The 15,674-nt window shown below is 46.4% G+C and carries 24 protein-coding genes; 7 read left to right on the plus strand and 17 right to left on the minus strand.

Features of this window, described 5'->3' with window-relative positions:
• A partial coding sequence (locus CWI76_RS11645; protein ID WP_206750231.1) for a hypothetical protein occupies positions 1-227 on the plus strand: 227 nt, incomplete at its 5' end.
• A 207-nt stretch (positions 228-434) separates the two neighbouring features.
• A complete protein-coding gene (locus CWI76_RS11215; protein ID WP_126760449.1) occupies positions 435-1,232 on the plus strand; it encodes a hypothetical protein in 798 nt (265 codons plus the stop codon).
• Positions 1,233-1,301: 69 nt separating this feature from the next.
• On the opposite strand, the gene rplQ is transcribed toward CWI76_RS11215, so the two are convergent.
• The 17 genes from rplQ to rplN all read right to left on the minus strand — a co-directional run bounded on the left by rplQ (position 1,302) and on the right by rplN (position 9,815).
• A complete protein-coding gene (rplQ, locus tag CWI76_RS11220; RefSeq protein ID WP_126760450.1) occupies positions 1,302-1,703 on the minus strand; it encodes a 50S ribosomal protein L17 in 402 nt (133 codons plus the stop codon).
• Between the two features lie 38 nt (positions 1,704-1,741).
• The gene (locus tag CWI76_RS11225; protein WP_092858664.1) at positions 1,742-2,731 is read right to left on the minus strand and encodes a DNA-directed RNA polymerase subunit alpha; all 990 of its coding nucleotides are present in this window, start codon (positions 2,729-2,731) and stop codon (positions 1,742-1,744) included.
• 25 nt (positions 2,732-2,756) lie between these two features.
• Positions 2,757-3,377 (minus strand): 30S ribosomal protein S4, encoded by a 621-nt coding sequence (rpsD, locus tag CWI76_RS11230; RefSeq protein ID WP_092858666.1) that lies wholly within the window; start codon positions 3,375-3,377, stop codon positions 2,757-2,759.
• 30 nt (positions 3,378-3,407) lie between these two features.
• The gene (gene rpsK / locus CWI76_RS11235; RefSeq protein ID WP_034734070.1) at positions 3,408-3,797 is read right to left on the minus strand and encodes a 30S ribosomal protein S11; all 390 of its coding nucleotides are present in this window, start codon (positions 3,795-3,797) and stop codon (positions 3,408-3,410) included.
• 11 nt (positions 3,798-3,808) lie between these two features.
• Positions 3,809-4,165, minus strand: a complete 357-nt coding sequence (gene rpsM / locus CWI76_RS11240) for a 30S ribosomal protein S13 (RefSeq protein WP_055439831.1) — start codon at positions 4,163-4,165, stop codon at positions 3,809-3,811.
• 131 nt (positions 4,166-4,296) lie between these two features.
• Positions 4,297-4,410 (minus strand): 50S ribosomal protein L36, encoded by a 114-nt coding sequence (rpmJ, locus tag CWI76_RS11245; RefSeq protein ID WP_055439830.1) that lies wholly within the window; start codon positions 4,408-4,410, stop codon positions 4,297-4,299.
• 25 nt (positions 4,411-4,435) lie between these two features.
• A complete protein-coding gene (gene secY / locus CWI76_RS11250) occupies positions 4,436-5,764 on the minus strand; it encodes a preprotein translocase subunit SecY (protein WP_092858668.1) in 1,329 nt (442 codons plus the stop codon).
• 5 nt (positions 5,765-5,769) lie between these two features.
• A complete protein-coding gene (gene rplO, locus CWI76_RS11255) occupies positions 5,770-6,204 on the minus strand; it encodes a 50S ribosomal protein L15 (RefSeq protein WP_126760451.1) in 435 nt (144 codons plus the stop codon).
• Positions 6,205-6,207: 3 nt separating this feature from the next.
• Positions 6,208-6,390, minus strand: coding sequence for a 50S ribosomal protein L30 (rpmD, locus tag CWI76_RS11260; protein ID WP_055439827.1), 183 nt, complete (start codon positions 6,388-6,390; stop codon positions 6,208-6,210).
• Between the two features lie 6 nt (positions 6,391-6,396).
• A complete protein-coding gene (gene rpsE / locus CWI76_RS11265; RefSeq protein WP_055439826.1) occupies positions 6,397-6,903 on the minus strand; it encodes a 30S ribosomal protein S5 in 507 nt (168 codons plus the stop codon).
• Between the two features lie 9 nt (positions 6,904-6,912).
• The gene (gene rplR / locus CWI76_RS11270) at positions 6,913-7,266 is read right to left on the minus strand and encodes a 50S ribosomal protein L18 (protein WP_126760452.1); all 354 of its coding nucleotides are present in this window, start codon (positions 7,264-7,266) and stop codon (positions 6,913-6,915) included.
• Positions 7,267-7,275: 9 nt separating this feature from the next.
• Positions 7,276-7,809: a 50S ribosomal protein L6 gene (gene rplF / locus CWI76_RS11275; RefSeq protein ID WP_126760453.1), complete on the minus strand. Its 534-nt coding sequence runs from the start codon at positions 7,807-7,809 to the stop codon at positions 7,276-7,278.
• A 14-nt stretch (positions 7,810-7,823) separates the two neighbouring features.
• Entirely contained in the window at positions 7,824-8,216 is a 393-nt protein-coding gene (rpsH, locus tag CWI76_RS11280) for a 30S ribosomal protein S8 (RefSeq protein WP_126760454.1), read from the minus strand.
• Between the two features lie 26 nt (positions 8,217-8,242).
• Positions 8,243-8,548, minus strand: a complete 306-nt coding sequence (rpsN, locus tag CWI76_RS11285; RefSeq protein ID WP_092858678.1) for a 30S ribosomal protein S14 — start codon at positions 8,546-8,548, stop codon at positions 8,243-8,245.
• Positions 8,549-8,559: 11 nt separating this feature from the next.
• On the minus strand, positions 8,560-9,099 hold the full coding sequence (rplE, locus tag CWI76_RS11290) for a 50S ribosomal protein L5 (protein WP_092858680.1): 540 nt from the start codon (positions 9,097-9,099) through the stop codon (positions 8,560-8,562).
• Positions 9,100-9,120: 21 nt separating this feature from the next.
• Complete coding sequence (rplX, locus tag CWI76_RS11295; RefSeq protein WP_092858682.1) at positions 9,121-9,435, minus strand: 50S ribosomal protein L24; 315 nt, start codon at positions 9,433-9,435, stop codon at positions 9,121-9,123.
• A gap of 11 nt (positions 9,436-9,446) precedes the next feature.
• Positions 9,447-9,815 (minus strand): 50S ribosomal protein L14, encoded by a 369-nt coding sequence (gene rplN, locus CWI76_RS11300; RefSeq protein WP_092593899.1) that lies wholly within the window; start codon positions 9,813-9,815, stop codon positions 9,447-9,449.
• Positions 9,816-10,277: 462 nt separating this feature from the next.
• Here rplN and CWI76_RS11305 point away from each other — a divergent pair, with 462 nt between their 5' ends.
• The 5 genes from CWI76_RS11305 to CWI76_RS11325 are packed head-to-tail and all read left to right on the plus strand — an operon-like array spanning position 10,278 to position 15,672.
• Entirely contained in the window at positions 10,278-13,067 is a 2,790-nt protein-coding gene (locus CWI76_RS11305; RefSeq protein WP_126760455.1) for a monovalent cation/H+ antiporter subunit A, read from the plus strand.
• Complete coding sequence (locus tag CWI76_RS11310; RefSeq protein WP_126760456.1) at positions 13,067-13,411, plus strand: Na+/H+ antiporter subunit C; 345 nt, start codon at positions 13,067-13,069, stop codon at positions 13,409-13,411. Before CWI76_RS11305 ends, CWI76_RS11310 begins: the two co-directional genes overlap by 1 nt.
• A complete protein-coding gene (locus CWI76_RS11315) occupies positions 13,411-14,928 on the plus strand; it encodes a monovalent cation/H+ antiporter subunit D (RefSeq protein ID WP_126760457.1) in 1,518 nt (505 codons plus the stop codon). The genes CWI76_RS11310 and CWI76_RS11315 overlap by 1 nt, the downstream gene beginning before the upstream one ends.
• The gene (locus CWI76_RS11320) at positions 14,921-15,409 is read left to right on the plus strand and encodes a Na+/H+ antiporter subunit E (protein WP_126760458.1); all 489 of its coding nucleotides are present in this window, start codon (positions 14,921-14,923) and stop codon (positions 15,407-15,409) included. Before CWI76_RS11315 ends, CWI76_RS11320 begins: the two co-directional genes overlap by 8 nt.
• Positions 15,403-15,672 carry a K+/H+ antiporter subunit F gene (locus CWI76_RS11325; RefSeq protein ID WP_126760459.1) on the plus strand — a complete coding sequence of 90 codons (270 nt, stop codon included), beginning with the start codon at positions 15,403-15,405 and terminating at the stop codon, positions 15,670-15,672. The genes CWI76_RS11320 and CWI76_RS11325 overlap by 7 nt, the downstream gene beginning before the upstream one ends.
• The last annotated feature ends 2 nt before the right edge of the window (positions 15,673-15,674 follow it).

A 15,674-nucleotide genomic window follows, 5' to 3' on the forward strand; every position in this document is an offset into this window, starting at 1 on the left:
TTGTTAAGCACTTTTCCAATCAGTCAGGTGGTCTATTTAAAGACCTTTTGTGCATCCGAAGATGCTTTCTCTGCCTGAATCCGGTAAGTGCCCACACAGTTTGCTTGGCTTGGTATATTGTTAAAGAACGTTCGCTTCTTCGTGAAGCGGGATGCGTATTTTACGCCATCCTTGGTTCAGGTCAAGATCCTTTTGGATCTTTTTTTGTGACCTACGTCACTTTCTGAACCCGCGTCATCACTCGGTGACAACGGCGGCGAATTATAAGGATCGCCGCCTACGGTGCAAGATCTTTTTTTGCATTTTTTTCTAATTGGTTTATTTTTACTCAAATTGAACAAAGTTTAACTATTGATTGTCTATAAACACTGCTATTGTTCAAGGTCGTCACTAATAATTACTAGAAAGACACATTGTTAAATCGGGGTGCGCCTATGAAAGTTTTACCAACTTTATTGGCTGCGAGCGTATTTATGACTTACGCAAGTTACGCAGCAGACTCTGCTGTGGTCGAAACGACCAAACCTAGCGTTTATGTTTTAGATGAAGAGAACCAACGACTCGCAGATACATACGCACGGATGCTTCGATATTATGAACAACGAAATTTTTCCTCTACTCGGTCAGTTAGGGTATTGATGAGTAATTATCCTCATCATGTTGAACCTATTCTCTACGCCGCTTTTGATCGCTACCCTCGTCATTACCGGCACATTATTAAAGCAGCTATAGATGCTGAACCTGCATTCACTCGCGACGTGATTTCAGCCGCACTCAATTTACGTGTCGCTGATCCCGCCGAAATTGTAAGAATTGCAGTTGAAACCGAGCCAAGTTATGCAGAAGCTATAGTCGGCACTGTCGACGAGATAGATCCTGCTCACTTAAATGAGGTGATTCGCGTTGCAGTAACAACCGAACCATATACCGCCGACGGAATTCTTCGCGCCAACAAAGAAGCCGAAGTAGGAAAACTAGAATCAATCATTCAAGCCGTATTAGCAGCAGCTCCAGCAGTGGGCGGCTATTTAGCTGATACGATAAGCGACATCATTGGTTCTGCAGAGGCCGAAGAAAGCGGTGAGATTAAGCAAGATCAGGAACGGCAACGTGCGATTACATTACTACGAAGCGCATACAATGCTGGTGGTTTAACTAAAGAGCAACTCAATGCGATTGCTGCTCGGCATGAACTCACTTCACAAGAGTTAGATTCGATCGTTAATCAATAGTCAAATTTAGAAACTAAGAAACAAAAAAGCCGCTCATTGAGCGGCTTTTTTCTTAGCGAAATACTTCGCTTATTCCTCTACTGCTACTTCTTCAGCAACAGTAGCGTCTACTTCTGGACGGTCAACTAGTTCAACATATGCCATAGGTGCATTGTCGCCAGCACGGAAGCCACACTTCATGATACGAGTGTAACCGCCTGCGCGCTCTTGATAACGCGGACCTAATTCATTGAACAACTTACCAACCACTTCTTGGTCACGTGTACGTGCAAAAGCCAAACGGCGATTTGCAACACTATCTTGCTTCGCTAATGTGATTAGCGGCTCGATTACACGGCGCAGTTCTTTCGCTTTTGGCAAAGTGGTTTTAATCACTTCGTGACGAACCAGTGAGCTTGCCATATTGCTGAACATCGCTTTGCGATGGCTGCTGTTGCGGTTGAGTTGACGACCACTCTTACGATGGCGCATACCTATACCCTTCTCAGTAAATCTCTGTAAAAGATAACTTAGTCGCGATCAACGAGGCTTGCTGGTGGCCAGTTCTCTAGACGCATGCCTAAAGACAAACCACGTGACGCAAGCACGTCTTTGATTTCGGTGAGCGATTTTTTACCCAAGTTTGGAGTTTTCAACAACTCAACTTCGGTACGCTGCACTAAGTCACCAATGTACTGAATAGCTTCTGCTTTCAAACAGTTCGCAGAACGCACAGTTAATTCCAAATCGTCTACCGGACGTAAAAGAATCGGATCGAATTCCGGCTTCTCTTCTTTCTCTTCTGGCTCGCTCATGTCACGTAATTCAACAAACGCTTCTAGCTGTTGAGCAAGAATGGTTGCTGCGCGACGAATCGCTTCTTCTGGATCCAATGTACCATTGGTTTCCATATCGATAACCAGTTTATCCAAGTCGGTGCGTTGCTCAACACGTGCAGAATCTACACTGTAAGCAATACGCTCAACTGGACTGAAAGAGGCGTCAACTAATAGTAGACCGAGCGGACGCTCTTCATCGTCAGCAGACTGACGTGCCGAGGCTGGAACATAACCACGACCACGCTCAACTTTGATTGACATGTCAATCTCAGTGTCACCTGTAAGAGTACAGATGAGGTGATCAGGATTAATGATCTGGATATCACCATCATGAGTGATATCGCCAGCCTTGACAGGGCCCGCTCCGGATTTTTTCAAGGTCAGAATCGCTTCATCTTTGCCTTCCATGACTACTGACAAACCTTTAAGGTTCAACAGAATCTCGATGATGTCTTCCTGAACACCCTCTTTGCTGCTGTATTCGTGTTGAACACCGTCAATCTTTACTTCAGTCACTGCCACACCTGGCATTGACGAAAGCAAAATACGGCGCAACGCGTTGCCCAGCGTGTGACCAAAGCCACGCTCAAGAGGCTCCAACGTCACTTTAGCGTGAGTCGGGCTAATTTGTTCGATATCGACTAGCCTTGGCTTTAGGAATTCGGTAACAGAACCCTGCATTGTGTCCTCTCTTTATGCTTAAGCTTTACTTAGAGTAAAGCTCTACGATCAACTGTTCGTTAATTTCAGCAGACAAATCTGCACGCTCTGGAAGACGTTTGAACTGACCTTCCATCTTAGTGCTGTCTACTTCCAACCATACTGGTTTTTCACGCTGTTCAGCGAGTTCCAGTGCGGCTGCGATGCGCGCCTGCTTTTTCGCTTTTTCGCGAACGGACACAACGTCTTCCGGACGTACTTTAAACGACGGAATGTTGACTACCTGACCATTCACTACTACTGCTTTGTGGCTCACCAACTGGCGCGCTTCAGCACGAGTTGACGCGAAGCCCATACGGTACACCACGTTATCAAGGCGTTGCTCAAGCAATTGCAGCAGGTTCTCACCAGTATTACCCTTAATACGGGCAGCTTCTTTGTAATAGTTACGGAATTGCTTTTCGAGTACGCCGTAGATACGACGAACCTTTTGCTTTTCACGTAACTGCAAACCGTAATCAGACAAACGACCGCGACGAGCGCCGTGCTGACCCGGTGCGCTTTCGAGTTTACATTTCGAATCGATTGCGCGTACGCCGCTTTTCAGGAACAAATCTGTTCCTTCGCGACGACTCAGTTTGAGTTTTGGACCCAAATATCTAGCCATGTTCTTTCTCCAACTATCGTATAGCGCCTATTAAACGCGACGTTTCTTAGGCGGACGACAACCGTTGTGAGGAATAGGTGTCACATCAGTAATGTTCGTGATGCGATAACCTACAGCGTTCAATGCGCGAATCGATGATTCACGACCAGGACCTGGGCCCTTAACGAACACTTCTAGGTTTTTCAAACCATATTCCTTCGCCATTTCACCTGCGCGCTCAGCAGCAACCTGTGCAGCAAACGGAGTTGATTTACGTGAACCACGGAAACCAGAACCACCTGCAGTTGCCCATGCTAACGCGTTACCTTGACGGTCAGTGATGGTCACAATGGTGTTATTGAAAGATGCATGGATGTGAGCCATGCCATCTGCGACTTGCTTTTTAACGCGCTTACGAGTACGAGTTGGTTGTTTAGCCATTTCTCAACTCCCTACTTCTTAATTGGTTTACGCGGACCTTTACGGGTGCGCGCATTTGTTTTAGTGCGCTGTCCACGTAGAGGCAAGCCACGACGATGACGTAGACCACGGTAACATCCGAGATCCATCAAGCGTTTGATGTTCATAGATACTTCACGGCGAAGATCGCCTTCAACAGTAAACTTAGCTACTGCATCACGAAGTACATCCAGTTTTTCTTCTGACAAAGAGCCGATTTTGGTATCTTCAGGCAGATCGATCGAAGCTAAGATAGCTTTTGAACGAGTACGGCCGATACCGTAAATCGCAGTCAAGGCAATGACTGCATGCTTATTGTCAGGAACGTTAATGCCAGCGATACGGGCCACTAACACGTCTCCTATAGTTTATGGGTGACCGGATTTGAAAAGCCCGTTAGGATACTCAACCGGTCGCCAATTTGCAAACATATCAAAGCCGCAGCCAAAAATATTTTTTGACTGCGGACTTCTTCTTCGAATTAACCTTGCCGTTGCTTGTGCTTAGGGTCACTGCAAATTACACGCACAACACCGTTGCGCTTGATAACTTTACAGTTACGGCAGATTTTCTTCACGGAAGCACGAACTTTCATTGCTACACTCCGTAATTATCCAACCTTAACGGCCGAAGCCTTTAAGGTTAGCTTTTTTCAGGACCGAATCATACTGATGTGACATCAGATGAGTCTGGACCTGCGCCATAAAGTCCATGATAACAACTACGATAATTAAAAGCGACGTACCACCAAAATAGAATTGTACGTTCCACGCAATCATCATGAACTCAGGAACCAAACAGACAAAGGTAATGTATAAGGCGCCAGCAAGCGTCAAACGAGTCATTACTTTATCAATGTACCGCGAGGTTTGCTCACCTGGACGAATACCAGGGATAAACGCTCCGGATTTCTTCAAGTTATCCGCTGTCTCACGTGGGTTAAATACCAACGCAGTATAGAAGAAACAGAAGAAAATAATTGCTGCTGCATATAGCATGACATACAGAGGTTGACCCGGTGACAACGTCAACGACAACTCCTGCAGGAAGTTTGCTACCGCACCTTCGCCTTGGCCGAACCAAGTAGCGATAGTACCCGGGAACAAAATAATGCTTGATGCAAAGATTGGTGGAATCACACCCGCCATATTAACTTTCAATGGCAAGTGAGTGCTTTGCGCTGCAAACACCTTACGGCCCTGCTGACGCTTTGCATAGTTCACAACAATACGACGTTGACCACGTTCTACGAACACAACGAAGTACGTTACTGCAAGAACAATAACACCAATAAGCAATAACAGTAATAAATGTAAATCACCCTGACGAGCTTGCTCTGCCGTTTGGCCAATGGCCGACGGGAGCCCTGCTACAATACCGGTGAAGATTAGAATAGAGATACCGTTTCCAATTCCACGTTCGGTAATTTGCTCACCTAACCACATTAAGAACATGGTACCAGTAACCAAACTCACGATAGCCGTGAAGTAGAATCCAAAACCAGGGTCAATAACGAGACCTGGCATCAGATTTGGTAAGCCAGTGGCTATACCAATTGATTGGAAAGTTGCGAGTATCAACGTACCCCAACGCGTGTATTGGCTGATCTTACGACGGCCACTTTCGCCTTCTTTCTTAAGCTCAGCAAGACGAGGATGAATCACGCTTGCTAATTGCATAATAATTGAAGCCGAAATGTACGGCATAATACCTAAAGCAAATACCGAAGCACGCTCAAGAGCACCACCGCTGAACATGTTAAACATGGCAACGATGGTATCTTTTTGCTGATCGAATAATTGCGCCAACACAGCGGCATCTATACCAGGAATCGGCACAAAGGAGCCCGCACGGAACACGATTAACGCGCCGAGTACAAACAGCAGTCGACGTTTAAGCTCCGACGTGCCACCTTGAGCTCTGTTAGATTCCAATCCTGGTTTAGCCATGTGCCCTATCCTTCGATTTTGCCGCCAGCAGCTTCAATAGCTTCGCGGGCGCCTTTGGTGACCTTAATGCCTTGAACCGTTACTTTACGGCTGATTTCGCCTGACTTGATAACTTTAACCGTCAACACGTCGTGACGAATCACACCAGCTTCTTTTAATGAAGCTAGAGTAACAGTATCACCAGCAACTTTTGCGATCTCTGCCAGGTTTACTTCTGCAGTAGTCATAGCCTTGCGTGAAGTAAAGCCAAACTTTGGCAAACGACGTTGGATTGGCATTTGGCCGCCTTCAAAACCTGGCTTAATAGAGCCGCCAGAGCGTGAAGTTTGACCTTTATGACCACGTCCACCAGTTTTACCAAGGCCTGAACCGATACCACGGCCGAGACGCTTTTTGCTGGATTTAGCACCAGGTGCAGGGGAGATAGTGTTTAAGTACATGTCTTAGTCCTCCACCTTTACCATATAAGTGACTTGGTTCACCATGCCGCGGACGGCTGGAGTATCTTCCAGCTCGACCGTGTGACCAATGCGGCGCAGACCAAGACCACGAAGTGTAGCTTTATGTTTCGGTAAACGACCGATTGAGCTACGCGTCTGGGTTACTTTGATTGTCTTTTTCGCCATTGCTCACTACCCCAAAATTTCATCAACGCTCAATCCACGTTTAGCCGCTACTTGCTCAGGCGACTTCATACCGTGAAGTGCCTTGATAGTGGCACGAACAACGTTGATTGGGTTGGTTGAACCATATGCTTTTGACAGCACGTTGTGTACACCGGCAACTTCCAGTACTGCACGCATCGCACCACCGGCGATGATACCTGTACCTTCAGAAGCTGGCTGCATAAATACCTGTGAACCTGAGTGACGGCCTTTAACAGGGTGCTGCAAGGTATCACCTTTCAGCTGCACGGTTACCATGTTGCGACGCGCTTTTTCCATTGCCTTTTGAATAGCAGCTGGAACTTCGCGAGCTTTACCATAACCGAAACCCACTTTACCTTGACCATCACCAACCACAGTCAGTGCAGTGAAACTAAAGATGCGACCACCTTTAACTACTTTCGCTACACGGTTTACTGTGATCAGCTTTTCTTGCAGGTCACTTTGTTGAGCTTCTACATTTGCATTTGCCATGTTCGTCTCCTAGAACTGAAGTCCAGCTTCACGAGCTGCGTCAGCCAAAGCGGCGACACGACCGTGATAACGGAAACCACTGCGATCGAATGCAACGCTTTTCACGCCTTTTTCAATCGCCCGTTCAGCGATCAGCTTACCAACTGCTTTGGCTGCTTCTACGTTACCAGCAGATTTGAACTGCTCACGCATAGTTTTCTCAACAGTTGATGCTGAAGCTAGTACTTCAGAACCGTTCGGTGCAATAAGCTGTGCGTAAATATGCCGTGGTGTACGGTGAACGACCAGGCGGTTAGCACCCAACTCTTGCATTTTCTTACGAGCGCGAGTTGCGCGACGTAAGCGAGCTGATTTCTTGTCCATCGTCTTACCTTACTTTTTCTTGGCTTCTTTACGGCGCACTTGCTCATCGGCATAACGCACACCTTTACCTTTATAAGGCTCAGGCTTACGGAATGCGCGAATGTTAGCGGCAACTTGACCAACTAACTGCTTGTCGACACCTTTCACGACTACTTCAGTTTGTGCTGGGACTTCGATAGTGATTCCCTGAGGGATATCGAACTCAATCGGGTGAGAAAAGCCCAGCGTCAGGTTCAATTTAGAACCCGCAGTGTTAGCACGATAACCAACACCAATTAGCTGTAATTTTTTCTCATAACCCTGCGCAACACCAACCACCATGTTTTGCAGTAACGCACGTGCTGTACCTGCTTGCGCAGTAGCGTTTGCAACGCCTTCACGTGGGATAGTACGGATAACGTTGTCTTCTTTAACAACTTCAACCGCATCGTTAACTACACGGCTCAATGAGCCTTTGGCACCTTTGATTGTTACTTCCTGGCCATTTAGCGTAACTTCAACGCCAGCAGGAATGGCAATCGGTGCTTTAGCAACTCGTGACATTTCCTAACTCCTCGTTAAGCTACGTAACCAATAACTTCACCGCCAAGACCCGCTTTGCGAGCGGCACGGTCAGTCATCAGGCCTTTCGAAGTAGAGACAACTGCGACACCTAGACCACCCATAACTTTAGGTAGTTCGTTGCGTTTCTTATAGATACGCAGACCAGGGCGACTTACGCGCTCAATTGATTCAATAACAGGCTTACCTTCAAAGTACTTCAATGTAACTTCTAGTTCTGCTTTCACATCACCAGATACGCTGAAGTCCGCGATATAACCTTCTTCTTTCAGAACTTGGGCAATAGCCACTTTCTGCTTAGAAGCAGGCATGCGCACGGCAACTTTGTTAGCACCCTGAGCGTTGCGGATGCGAGTGAACATATCCGCAATTGGATCTTGCATGCTCATATTTGCTTTCTCCCGTGACTCGTGGCTTACCAGCTAGCTTTTTTCAAGCCAGGAATTTCACCGCGCATCGCTTTCTCACGTACTTTGATACGGCTCATGCCGAACTTACGTAGGAAACCGTGTGGGCGGCCCGTTACGCGGCAGCGGTTACGCTGACGGCTTGGGCTCGAATCACGAGGAAGACTTTGCAATTTAAGCACGGCTTCCCAACGCTCTTCGTCCGAAGTATTCGGATCGCTGATCACATTTTTCAGTGCGATGCGTTTCTCTGCGTATTTAGCTGCTAGCTTTTGACGCTTCAGCTCACGCATTTTCATTGACTCTTTTGCCATAACTCTACACCTTACTTCTTGAACGGGAAGTTAAAGGCAGCGAGCAAAGCGCGAGCTTCGTCATCAGTGCCTGCAGTAGTGGTGATAGTGATGTCAAGACCACGAACCTTATCAACTTTATCAAAGTCGATTTCAGGGAAGATGATCTGCTCACGTACGCCCATACTGTAATTTCCCCGACCATCGAAAGATTTCGGGTTCAAACCACGGAAATCGCGAATACGTGGAATTGCAATCATAATTAAACGTTGCAAAAAGTCCCACATACGCTCGCCACGCAGAGTCACTTTACAGCCAATTGGGTAGCCTTCACGGATTTTGAAGCCAGCGACAGATTTACGAGCAACAGTACGTACCGGACGTTGACCAGAAATTGCTTCAAGGTCAGATACTGCATTGTCGAGAATCTTTTTGTCAGCCAGAGCTTCACCAACACCCATGTTAAGGGTGATTTTTTCAATCCGAGGGACTTGCATGACGCTGTTGTAGCCGAACTGTTTAAGCAGCTCAGGAACTACTGATTCTTTGTAAAAATCATGCAGTTTCGCCATCGTAAAACTCCAAATTAAAAATTAAATGATTGCGTTGTTAGATTTGAAGAAACGAACTTTTTTGCCGTCTTCAATCTTGAAACCAACACGATCTGCTTTACCAGTCTCTGGGTTGTAAACTGCTACGTTAGAAACGTGGATTGGTGCTTCCTGCTCCACGATACCGCCCGCTACGCCCAATGCAGGGTTTGGCTTCTGGTGTTTCTTAACGATGTTTACGCCTTCAACGAATACACGATTCGAAGCGGTATCGACTTTAAGCACTTTACCGCGCTTACCCTTGTCTTTACCTGCCAGGACTACTACTTCATCATCACGTTTGATTTTTGCCGCCATATCTGGACTCCTTACAGTACTTCTGGTGCCAGAGAGATAATCTTCATGAACTGCTCAGAGCGCAATTCACGAGTCACTGGTCCAAAGATACGAGTGCCAATCGGTTGTTTGTTATTGTTCAACAAAACAGCCGCGTTGCGGTCAAAACGGATGACTGACCCGTCTTGACGACGGACGCCTTTCTTGGTGCGAACGACCACCGCATTCACAACATCACCTTTCTTCACTTTACCGCGAGGAATCGCTTCTTTAACAGAAACTTTGATGATATCGCCAATGTTTGCGTAACGGCGGTGCGAGCCACCCAGAACCTTAATACATTGTACGCTGCGTGCGCCGCTGTTATCGGCCACTTCCAGAGTAGTTTGCATTTGGATCATTGCAGTGCTCCGCTTTATGTAAAAAACAGACCCTCTCGAGTCGCTGTTGTCCAGTTACCCTCTAAATTAAGCCACAAAACTCGTGAACCTAAATTTCGAGAATAAAAGACTTCCCCTTATAAAAAGGGCGGCGAATTGTAACAGATAAAATTTCGAGATGGTAGTGCGATGTAGGAAATAAACTAAGAAAAGTTTACTTGTTCGTGCTTGCTGATTTCCAAACTGCGAATTGGGTCGCAGTTCATATTGCTTAGAGTTATAAGCAACGGGACAAATTCTAACAGAATAAGGTTATATGTCGAGCGCTTTCACTCTACTTATTTATGAGTTCAGATCGCGCAGAACAAGAGTTAAACCGTCGATATGTCACGTTCGAAGCTGTTGGCAACCGCTTGAGCTAAGTGGTAAATTCAATCGTATAAACCTTGGGAACGATCAACTTTTTGCAATATAAGGATTCCAATGAATCTAGCTATACTCGTTATGTTGCCGTTTATCGGTGCGGTATTACCTCTACTGGTGAGTAGCCGACCGCGCTGGGTCATTACGCTCACAACGGCAACAATTACTGCAATAAGCTTCTTTCTTCTCTTGTTTCTTGCCCCGCAAACGTTGCAAGGGCTAGTTCCAACAACCCATGTCGATTGGTTACCGGCGTTAGGATTGAGTTTCAGCTTTCGTTTAGATGGGTTATCGCTACTATTTGCCGGTTTAATCCTCGGCATTGGTCTACTGATCATCACTTATGCTCATTATTATTTAAGTGAGAAAGACGATAGCGGCCGTTTTTTCGCATGTTTACTATTATTTATGGGCTCGATGTTAGGCATCGTCACCGCAGACAACCTCATTTTACTTTGGTTGTTCTGGGAGCTCACCAGTATTTCAAGCTTCTTGTTAATCGGTTATTGGTTTCATCAAAGCAATGCACGCCGCGGTGCGCGAATGGCGCTTGCCATCACCGGTGCAGGTGGGCTGGCGTTACTTGCCGGTATTCTGTTGATTGGCAATATAGCGGGCAGTTATCAATTAGATGCTGTCTTTGCCGCAGCTGATTCTATCCGCGAGCATTCGCTATATATTCCCGCTTTACTGCTGGTATTACTCGGCGCGTTTACCAAATCAGCTCAATTCCCATTTCAGTTTTGGCTTCCCCATGCAATGGCAGCACCGACGCCAGTAAGCGCATACTTACATTCAGCGACTATGGTGAAAGCGGGTATTTTCTTAATGGCTCGCTTATTTCCTGTATTAGGCGGCACACCCGAATGGTTCACGATCGTTACGTTAACCGGATTGGCAACAATGCTCTTCGGTGCCTACTTTGCGCTGTTTAAAACGGACCTCAAAGGATTACTGGCATTTTCTACAATTAGTCACCTTGGATTAATTACCATGCTACTTGGTTTAGGTAGCGCCGGTGCCTTACTTGCGGCACTGTTCCATATTCTGAACCACGCAACGTTCAAAGCCGGATTGTTCATGATTGCCGGCATTGTTGATCATGAAACTGGCAGCCGCGATTTGAGAAAGCTCAGTGGCTTGCGCAAGTTTATGCCATACACCATGGTGCTTGCTCTAATCACGTCGGCAGCCATGGCAGGAATTCCACTATTCAATGGCTTTTTGTCAAAAGAAATGTTGTTCGTTGAGTCATATCAACAACACTTGTTCGGCGGTCTATCTTGGTTAGTTCCAGTATTGGCCACTGCTGGAGCGATGTTGTCGGTGGCTTACTCAATTCGTTTTGTGCACGGCGTGTTCTTCGATAAGGTCGCAGAGAACCTACCCAAAACACCACATGAACCACCGTTAATGATGCGCGCTCCAGTTATCATTTTAGCGACGCTGTGTATTGCAGTCGGCGTCGCGCCCATGTTGTTTGTTTCCGACTTATTACAAACAGCTATAGCGGTAGTCAGCCCTACTTCCATTGACGTTGCTATTTCAATTTGGCATGGCTTTAACCTCGCGCTGTTGATGAGTATTCTGGCGATCATTGGTGGCGTGGGAATTTATGTCTATCGAGAAGATTTACTGTCGTTTAATCGGCAGTTTGACCACCACGACGCGAAAGAAGTATTCGCGAAAATTGTTAAGTCGGTGACCAACTTTTGTGATGGACTCATGAATCGAGTCGAAACCGGCTCGCTGCAACGCTACATCGCCGCCCTGCTCATTATAACTGTGGTATTTGTGTTACCAGAGTTGTATCAAATAAATCAGTTAACGGGGTCACGCGAGCAACTGCCTGTTAACGCAGTGAGTTTAGCTGGTGCAGTCATTACCATTTTGGCCGCGATTGGAACCGCTGCGTTTCACCATCAACGGCTCACCTCGTTAATGATGTTATCCGTGGTTGGCTTGATGGTATCACTTACGTTTATCCATTTTTCAGCGCCCGATTTGGCTTTAACCCAATTGGTAGTAGAGGTGGTCAGTATTATCTTGATGATATTGGCACTGTTCTTTATGCCACAACGTATCCCGAAAGCGTCAAGTGGTGGCCGTGTCGCTCGAGATATTCTACTTGCGGGATTTGTGGGCGGAATAGTCGGCTCGCTCAACTACGCATTCTTGACTCGTCCAATGAACAGTATCTCAGACTTTTTCCTTGAGAACTCGGTATCGGGTGGCGGCGGTACGAATGTAGTAAACGTCATTCTCGTCGATTTCCGTGGCTTTGACACATTAGGCGAAATTACGGTACTCGCCATTGCTGCAGCCGGCATTCATAAGTTACTGAATAACTTACGTCCATTTATGCCATCTAGCGATGTCGATGGACGACCTTGGCACCGTGTGAAACACCCGCTGTTGGTACAGACTGTTTCGCAAGCAATATTGCCTTTAGCGCTCATGGTGTCGTTCTATATTTTCTTGCGTGGACACAACTTGCCTGGCGGAGGGTTTATCGCTGGTTTGATTACTGCATCGGCCATGATCCTACAGTACATGGCGAACGGTGTAGACTGGGTCAAACATCGATTTAATTACAATTACCAAACCCTAGCGTCAGTTGGCGTTATGATCGCCCTATTCACCGGCGTTGGCAGTTGGTTCTTTGGTCATAACTTTTTGACATCGTGGTTCACCCATGTTCATTGGCCGATTGTTGGTGAGTTCGAGTTCGCCACGGCAATTTTGTTTGATCTCGGTGTCTATCTCACCGTTATTGGTGCCACTTTGATGATATTGGCCAACTTCGGTCAAATGACTACACGTCACCGTCCAAGACAGGAGAAGCATTAATGGAAGCCTTATATGCAGTTACCGTAGGCATGCTAACTGCCTGCAGTATTTATCTGATTCTTCGCGGTCGCTCGTTTCCTATCGTCATTGGCATTACGATGCTGTCTTACGCCGTGAATTTATTTCTATTCTCGACTGGCCGACTGGTATTGAACCAATTACCAATTATTGGAAATCAATCGGAATATACCGACCCATTACCGCAAGCTTTAGTTCTTACTGCAATTGTTATCGGCTTTGCCATGACCGCTTATTCAATTATTTTAGCGGTGCGAGTGCGAGGCGAGCTTGGTACGGATGAAGTCAACGAACCCAATCAAAATGATGGGGAGGCGCAGCGCTAATGTTAAGCCAGCACTTGGTCATACTTCCCTTACTTATTCCAATGCTTGCCGCCTTGTTGCAACTGTTGCCTTGGGGCGATGAACCGCAGCGCTACCGCCGAGCAATTGGAATGACTTCATGTGTCGCATTGATAGCGGTGGCTATATTACTGCTATTACAGTCGCAGCACGGTCCTAGTGTTTACGCATTAGGAAGTTGGCAGGCACCGTACGGTATTGTCATCGTGGCCGACAAACTGTCTGCCCTCATGGTGTTATTAACCGCATTATTAGCGCTCCCGGTACTTTGGTATGCGTGCTACGGAGAAGATAATCTTGGTTCGCATTTCCAAGCACTATTTCAATTCCAGCTGCTTGGTATTCTCGGCGCATTTCTGACCGGCGACTTATTTAACTTATTCGTATTCTTCGAAATTTTGTTGATATCAAGCTATGCACTTTTAATGCACGGTGGTGGGAAGCAAAAACTTCGAGCGACTTTGCACTACGTGCTACTGAATCTAACTGGTTCGGCAATATTTTTGATCGCACTTGGCGTTATTTATGGCATTACTGGCACGTTAAACATGGCCGATCTCGCCCATAAAGTCGCAAGCCTGCAAGCAGACGATGCGCACATTGCTCGAGTTGGTGGGTTGCTGTTATTGATTGTTTTCGCACTTAAAGCAGCTCTATTACCACTGTATTTTTGGTTACCACAAGCTTATGCAATGACAACAGGAACTGTGGCCGCGTTATTTGCCATCATGACAAAAGTCGGTATTTACGCAATTATTCGCGTTTTCACCCTGATCTTTGGCGATGATTCTGGTGCCGCCGCATTATTAGGTTACGAATGGCTTTGGTGGTTAGGTCTCGGTACTCTCGCCATTGGGGCTCTTGGCGTTATAGGTAGTCGTGATTTGCGTTTAGTCATCGCCTATCTCGTTGTAATTTCAGTTGGAACAATGCTAACCACATTTAGCATGAATTCTGAACGCTCTATTACTGCCGTGATGTACTACATGTTGCACTCAACCTTTATCACAGCAGCCCTATTTTTGATTGTTGATGTGGTTGCCAAACAACGCGGCAAAACGGCATCGCGAATAGTTAAAGGACGTAAAATGGCACAACACGCCATTTTAGGTATGATGTTCTTCGCTGCCGCGATTGCGATTATCGGTATGCCACCATTTTCCGGATTCATCGGAAAATTATTTATCCTTGAAGCGGCAAGAACTGGAGCTCAAGTAGCACTGCTGTGGCCACTAGTTCTTGGCAGTACTTTTTTGGTGATGATTTCATTATCACGAGCTGGTAGCCGCATGTTCTGGCATACCTTCGATGGTAAACCTGGAGACGTCAGCCACCCAACCGGGCAGTTAGTCGCCATTGGATTATTGCTGTTAGCCATTATTGGATTAACTATTTTCGCGGGAAGTATTAGTACGTTCATTAATGGTATCGCATATGACGTGATGCACCCTGCTTCGTACATTGAAGCCGTGTTAGGAGAGGGGTATTCCAATGAATAAAATTTTACCTGCGCCGTTTCTCAGCCTGTTTCTGCTGGTTTTCTGGTTACTGCTGCAAAACACGATTACACCTGGCTTGGTTGTGCTTGGTGCGATTCTAGCCGTGGCAATTCCCCTTTATACGAACCGTGGGCGAGATTTTCCAGCAACCATTCGTAAACCGTTCAAGGCAATTGAATATTTCTTTTTGCTCTTGGTCGATATACTGATTTCTAACTTGAACATTGCGGCGATTATTTTGATGCCTTCGCGTCGCATCAAGCCGGCTCTAATTGAATACCCGTTGGACATTGTTGGTGAAGTACCAATCACGGTTCTGGCCAGCACAATAAGCTTAACACCGGGTACAATTACCGCGGAAATTCGTCGCGATGGTCGTGCACTGATGATTCATGCACTCAATGTTGATGATCATGAAAAATTGATAGCATCAATTAAGCAACGCTACGAAATGCGTCTAAAGGAGATTTTCAAATGTTAGTTTTCGCCGTTCAATTCGCCTTTGTCGCCTTTAGCGTGGCTTTGTTGCTGAACTTATGGCGACTATTTCGTGGGCCAGACTTACCTGATCGCATACTCGCGTTAGATACAATTTATATTAATTCACTTGCGCTATTGGTGTTGTTTGGTATCTGGCACGGCACCGCTTTTTATTTCGAAGCTGCACTTTTAATCGCCATGTTAGGTTTTATTGGCACGGTAGCGGCGGCAAAATTCTTGCTTCGCGGCGACATCATTGAATAGGG

This window comes from Pseudidiomarina marina, from assembly GCF_003987045.1.
Classification (GTDB): domain Bacteria; phylum Pseudomonadota; class Gammaproteobacteria; order Enterobacterales; family Alteromonadaceae; genus Pseudidiomarina; species Pseudidiomarina marina.

Coding starts and splice junctions, on each gene's coding strand:
- rplN (WP_092593899.1), bottom strand. CDS start 9,815: ATGATCCAAATGCAAACTACTCTGGAAGTGGCCGATAACAGCGGCGCA.
- rpsH (WP_126760454.1), bottom strand. CDS start 8,216: ATGAGCATGCAAGATCCAATTGCGGATATGTTCACTCGCATCCGCAAC.
- rplQ (WP_126760450.1), bottom strand. CDS start 1,703: ATGCGCCATCGTAAGAGTGGTCGTCAACTCAACCGCAACAGCAGCCAT.
- CWI76_RS11315 (WP_126760457.1), top strand. CDS start 13,411: ATGTTAAGCCAGCACTTGGTCATACTTCCCTTACTTATTCCAATGCTT.
- CWI76_RS11215 (WP_126760449.1), top strand. CDS start 435: ATGAAAGTTTTACCAACTTTATTGGCTGCGAGCGTATTTATGACTTAC.
- CWI76_RS11310 (WP_126760456.1), top strand. CDS start 13,067: ATGGAAGCCTTATATGCAGTTACCGTAGGCATGCTAACTGCCTGCAGT.
- rpsN (WP_092858678.1), bottom strand. CDS start 8,548: ATGGCAAAAGAGTCAATGAAAATGCGTGAGCTGAAGCGTCAAAAGCTA.
- rplR (WP_126760452.1), bottom strand. CDS start 7,266: ATGGACAAGAAATCAGCTCGCTTACGTCGCGCAACTCGCGCTCGTAAG.
- rpsE (WP_055439826.1), bottom strand. CDS start 6,903: ATGGCAAATGCAAATGTAGAAGCTCAACAAAGTGACCTGCAAGAAAAG.
- CWI76_RS11320 (WP_126760458.1), top strand. CDS start 14,921: ATGAATAAAATTTTACCTGCGCCGTTTCTCAGCCTGTTTCTGCTGGTT.
- rplO (WP_126760451.1), bottom strand. CDS start 6,204: ATGTACTTAAACACTATCTCCCCTGCACCTGGTGCTAAATCCAGCAAA.
- rpmJ (WP_055439830.1), bottom strand. CDS start 4,410: ATGAAAGTTCGTGCTTCCGTGAAGAAAATCTGCCGTAACTGTAAAGTT.
- rplF (WP_126760453.1), bottom strand. CDS start 7,809: ATGTCACGAGTTGCTAAAGCACCGATTGCCATTCCTGCTGGCGTTGAA.
- rpsK (WP_034734070.1), bottom strand. CDS start 3,797: ATGGCTAAACAACCAACTCGTACTCGTAAGCGCGTTAAAAAGCAAGTC.
- secY (WP_092858668.1), bottom strand. CDS start 5,764: ATGGCTAAACCAGGATTGGAATCTAACAGAGCTCAAGGTGGCACGTCG.
- rplX (WP_092858682.1), bottom strand. CDS start 9,435: ATGGCGGCAAAAATCAAACGTGATGATGAAGTAGTAGTCCTGGCAGGT.
- CWI76_RS11305 (WP_126760455.1), top strand. CDS start 10,278: ATGAATCTAGCTATACTCGTTATGTTGCCGTTTATCGGTGCGGTATTA.
- rpmD (WP_055439827.1), bottom strand. CDS start 6,390: ATGGCGAAAAAGACAATCAAAGTAACCCAGACGCGTAGCTCAATCGGT.
- rpsD (WP_092858666.1), bottom strand. CDS start 3,377: ATGGCTAGATATTTGGGTCCAAAACTCAAACTGAGTCGTCGCGAAGGA.
- CWI76_RS11225 (WP_092858664.1), bottom strand. CDS start 2,731: ATGCAGGGTTCTGTTACCGAATTCCTAAAGCCAAGGCTAGTCGATATC.
- rplE (WP_092858680.1), bottom strand. CDS start 9,099: ATGGCGAAACTGCATGATTTTTACAAAGAATCAGTAGTTCCTGAGCTG.
- CWI76_RS11325 (WP_126760459.1), top strand. CDS start 15,403: ATGTTAGTTTTCGCCGTTCAATTCGCCTTTGTCGCCTTTAGCGTGGCT.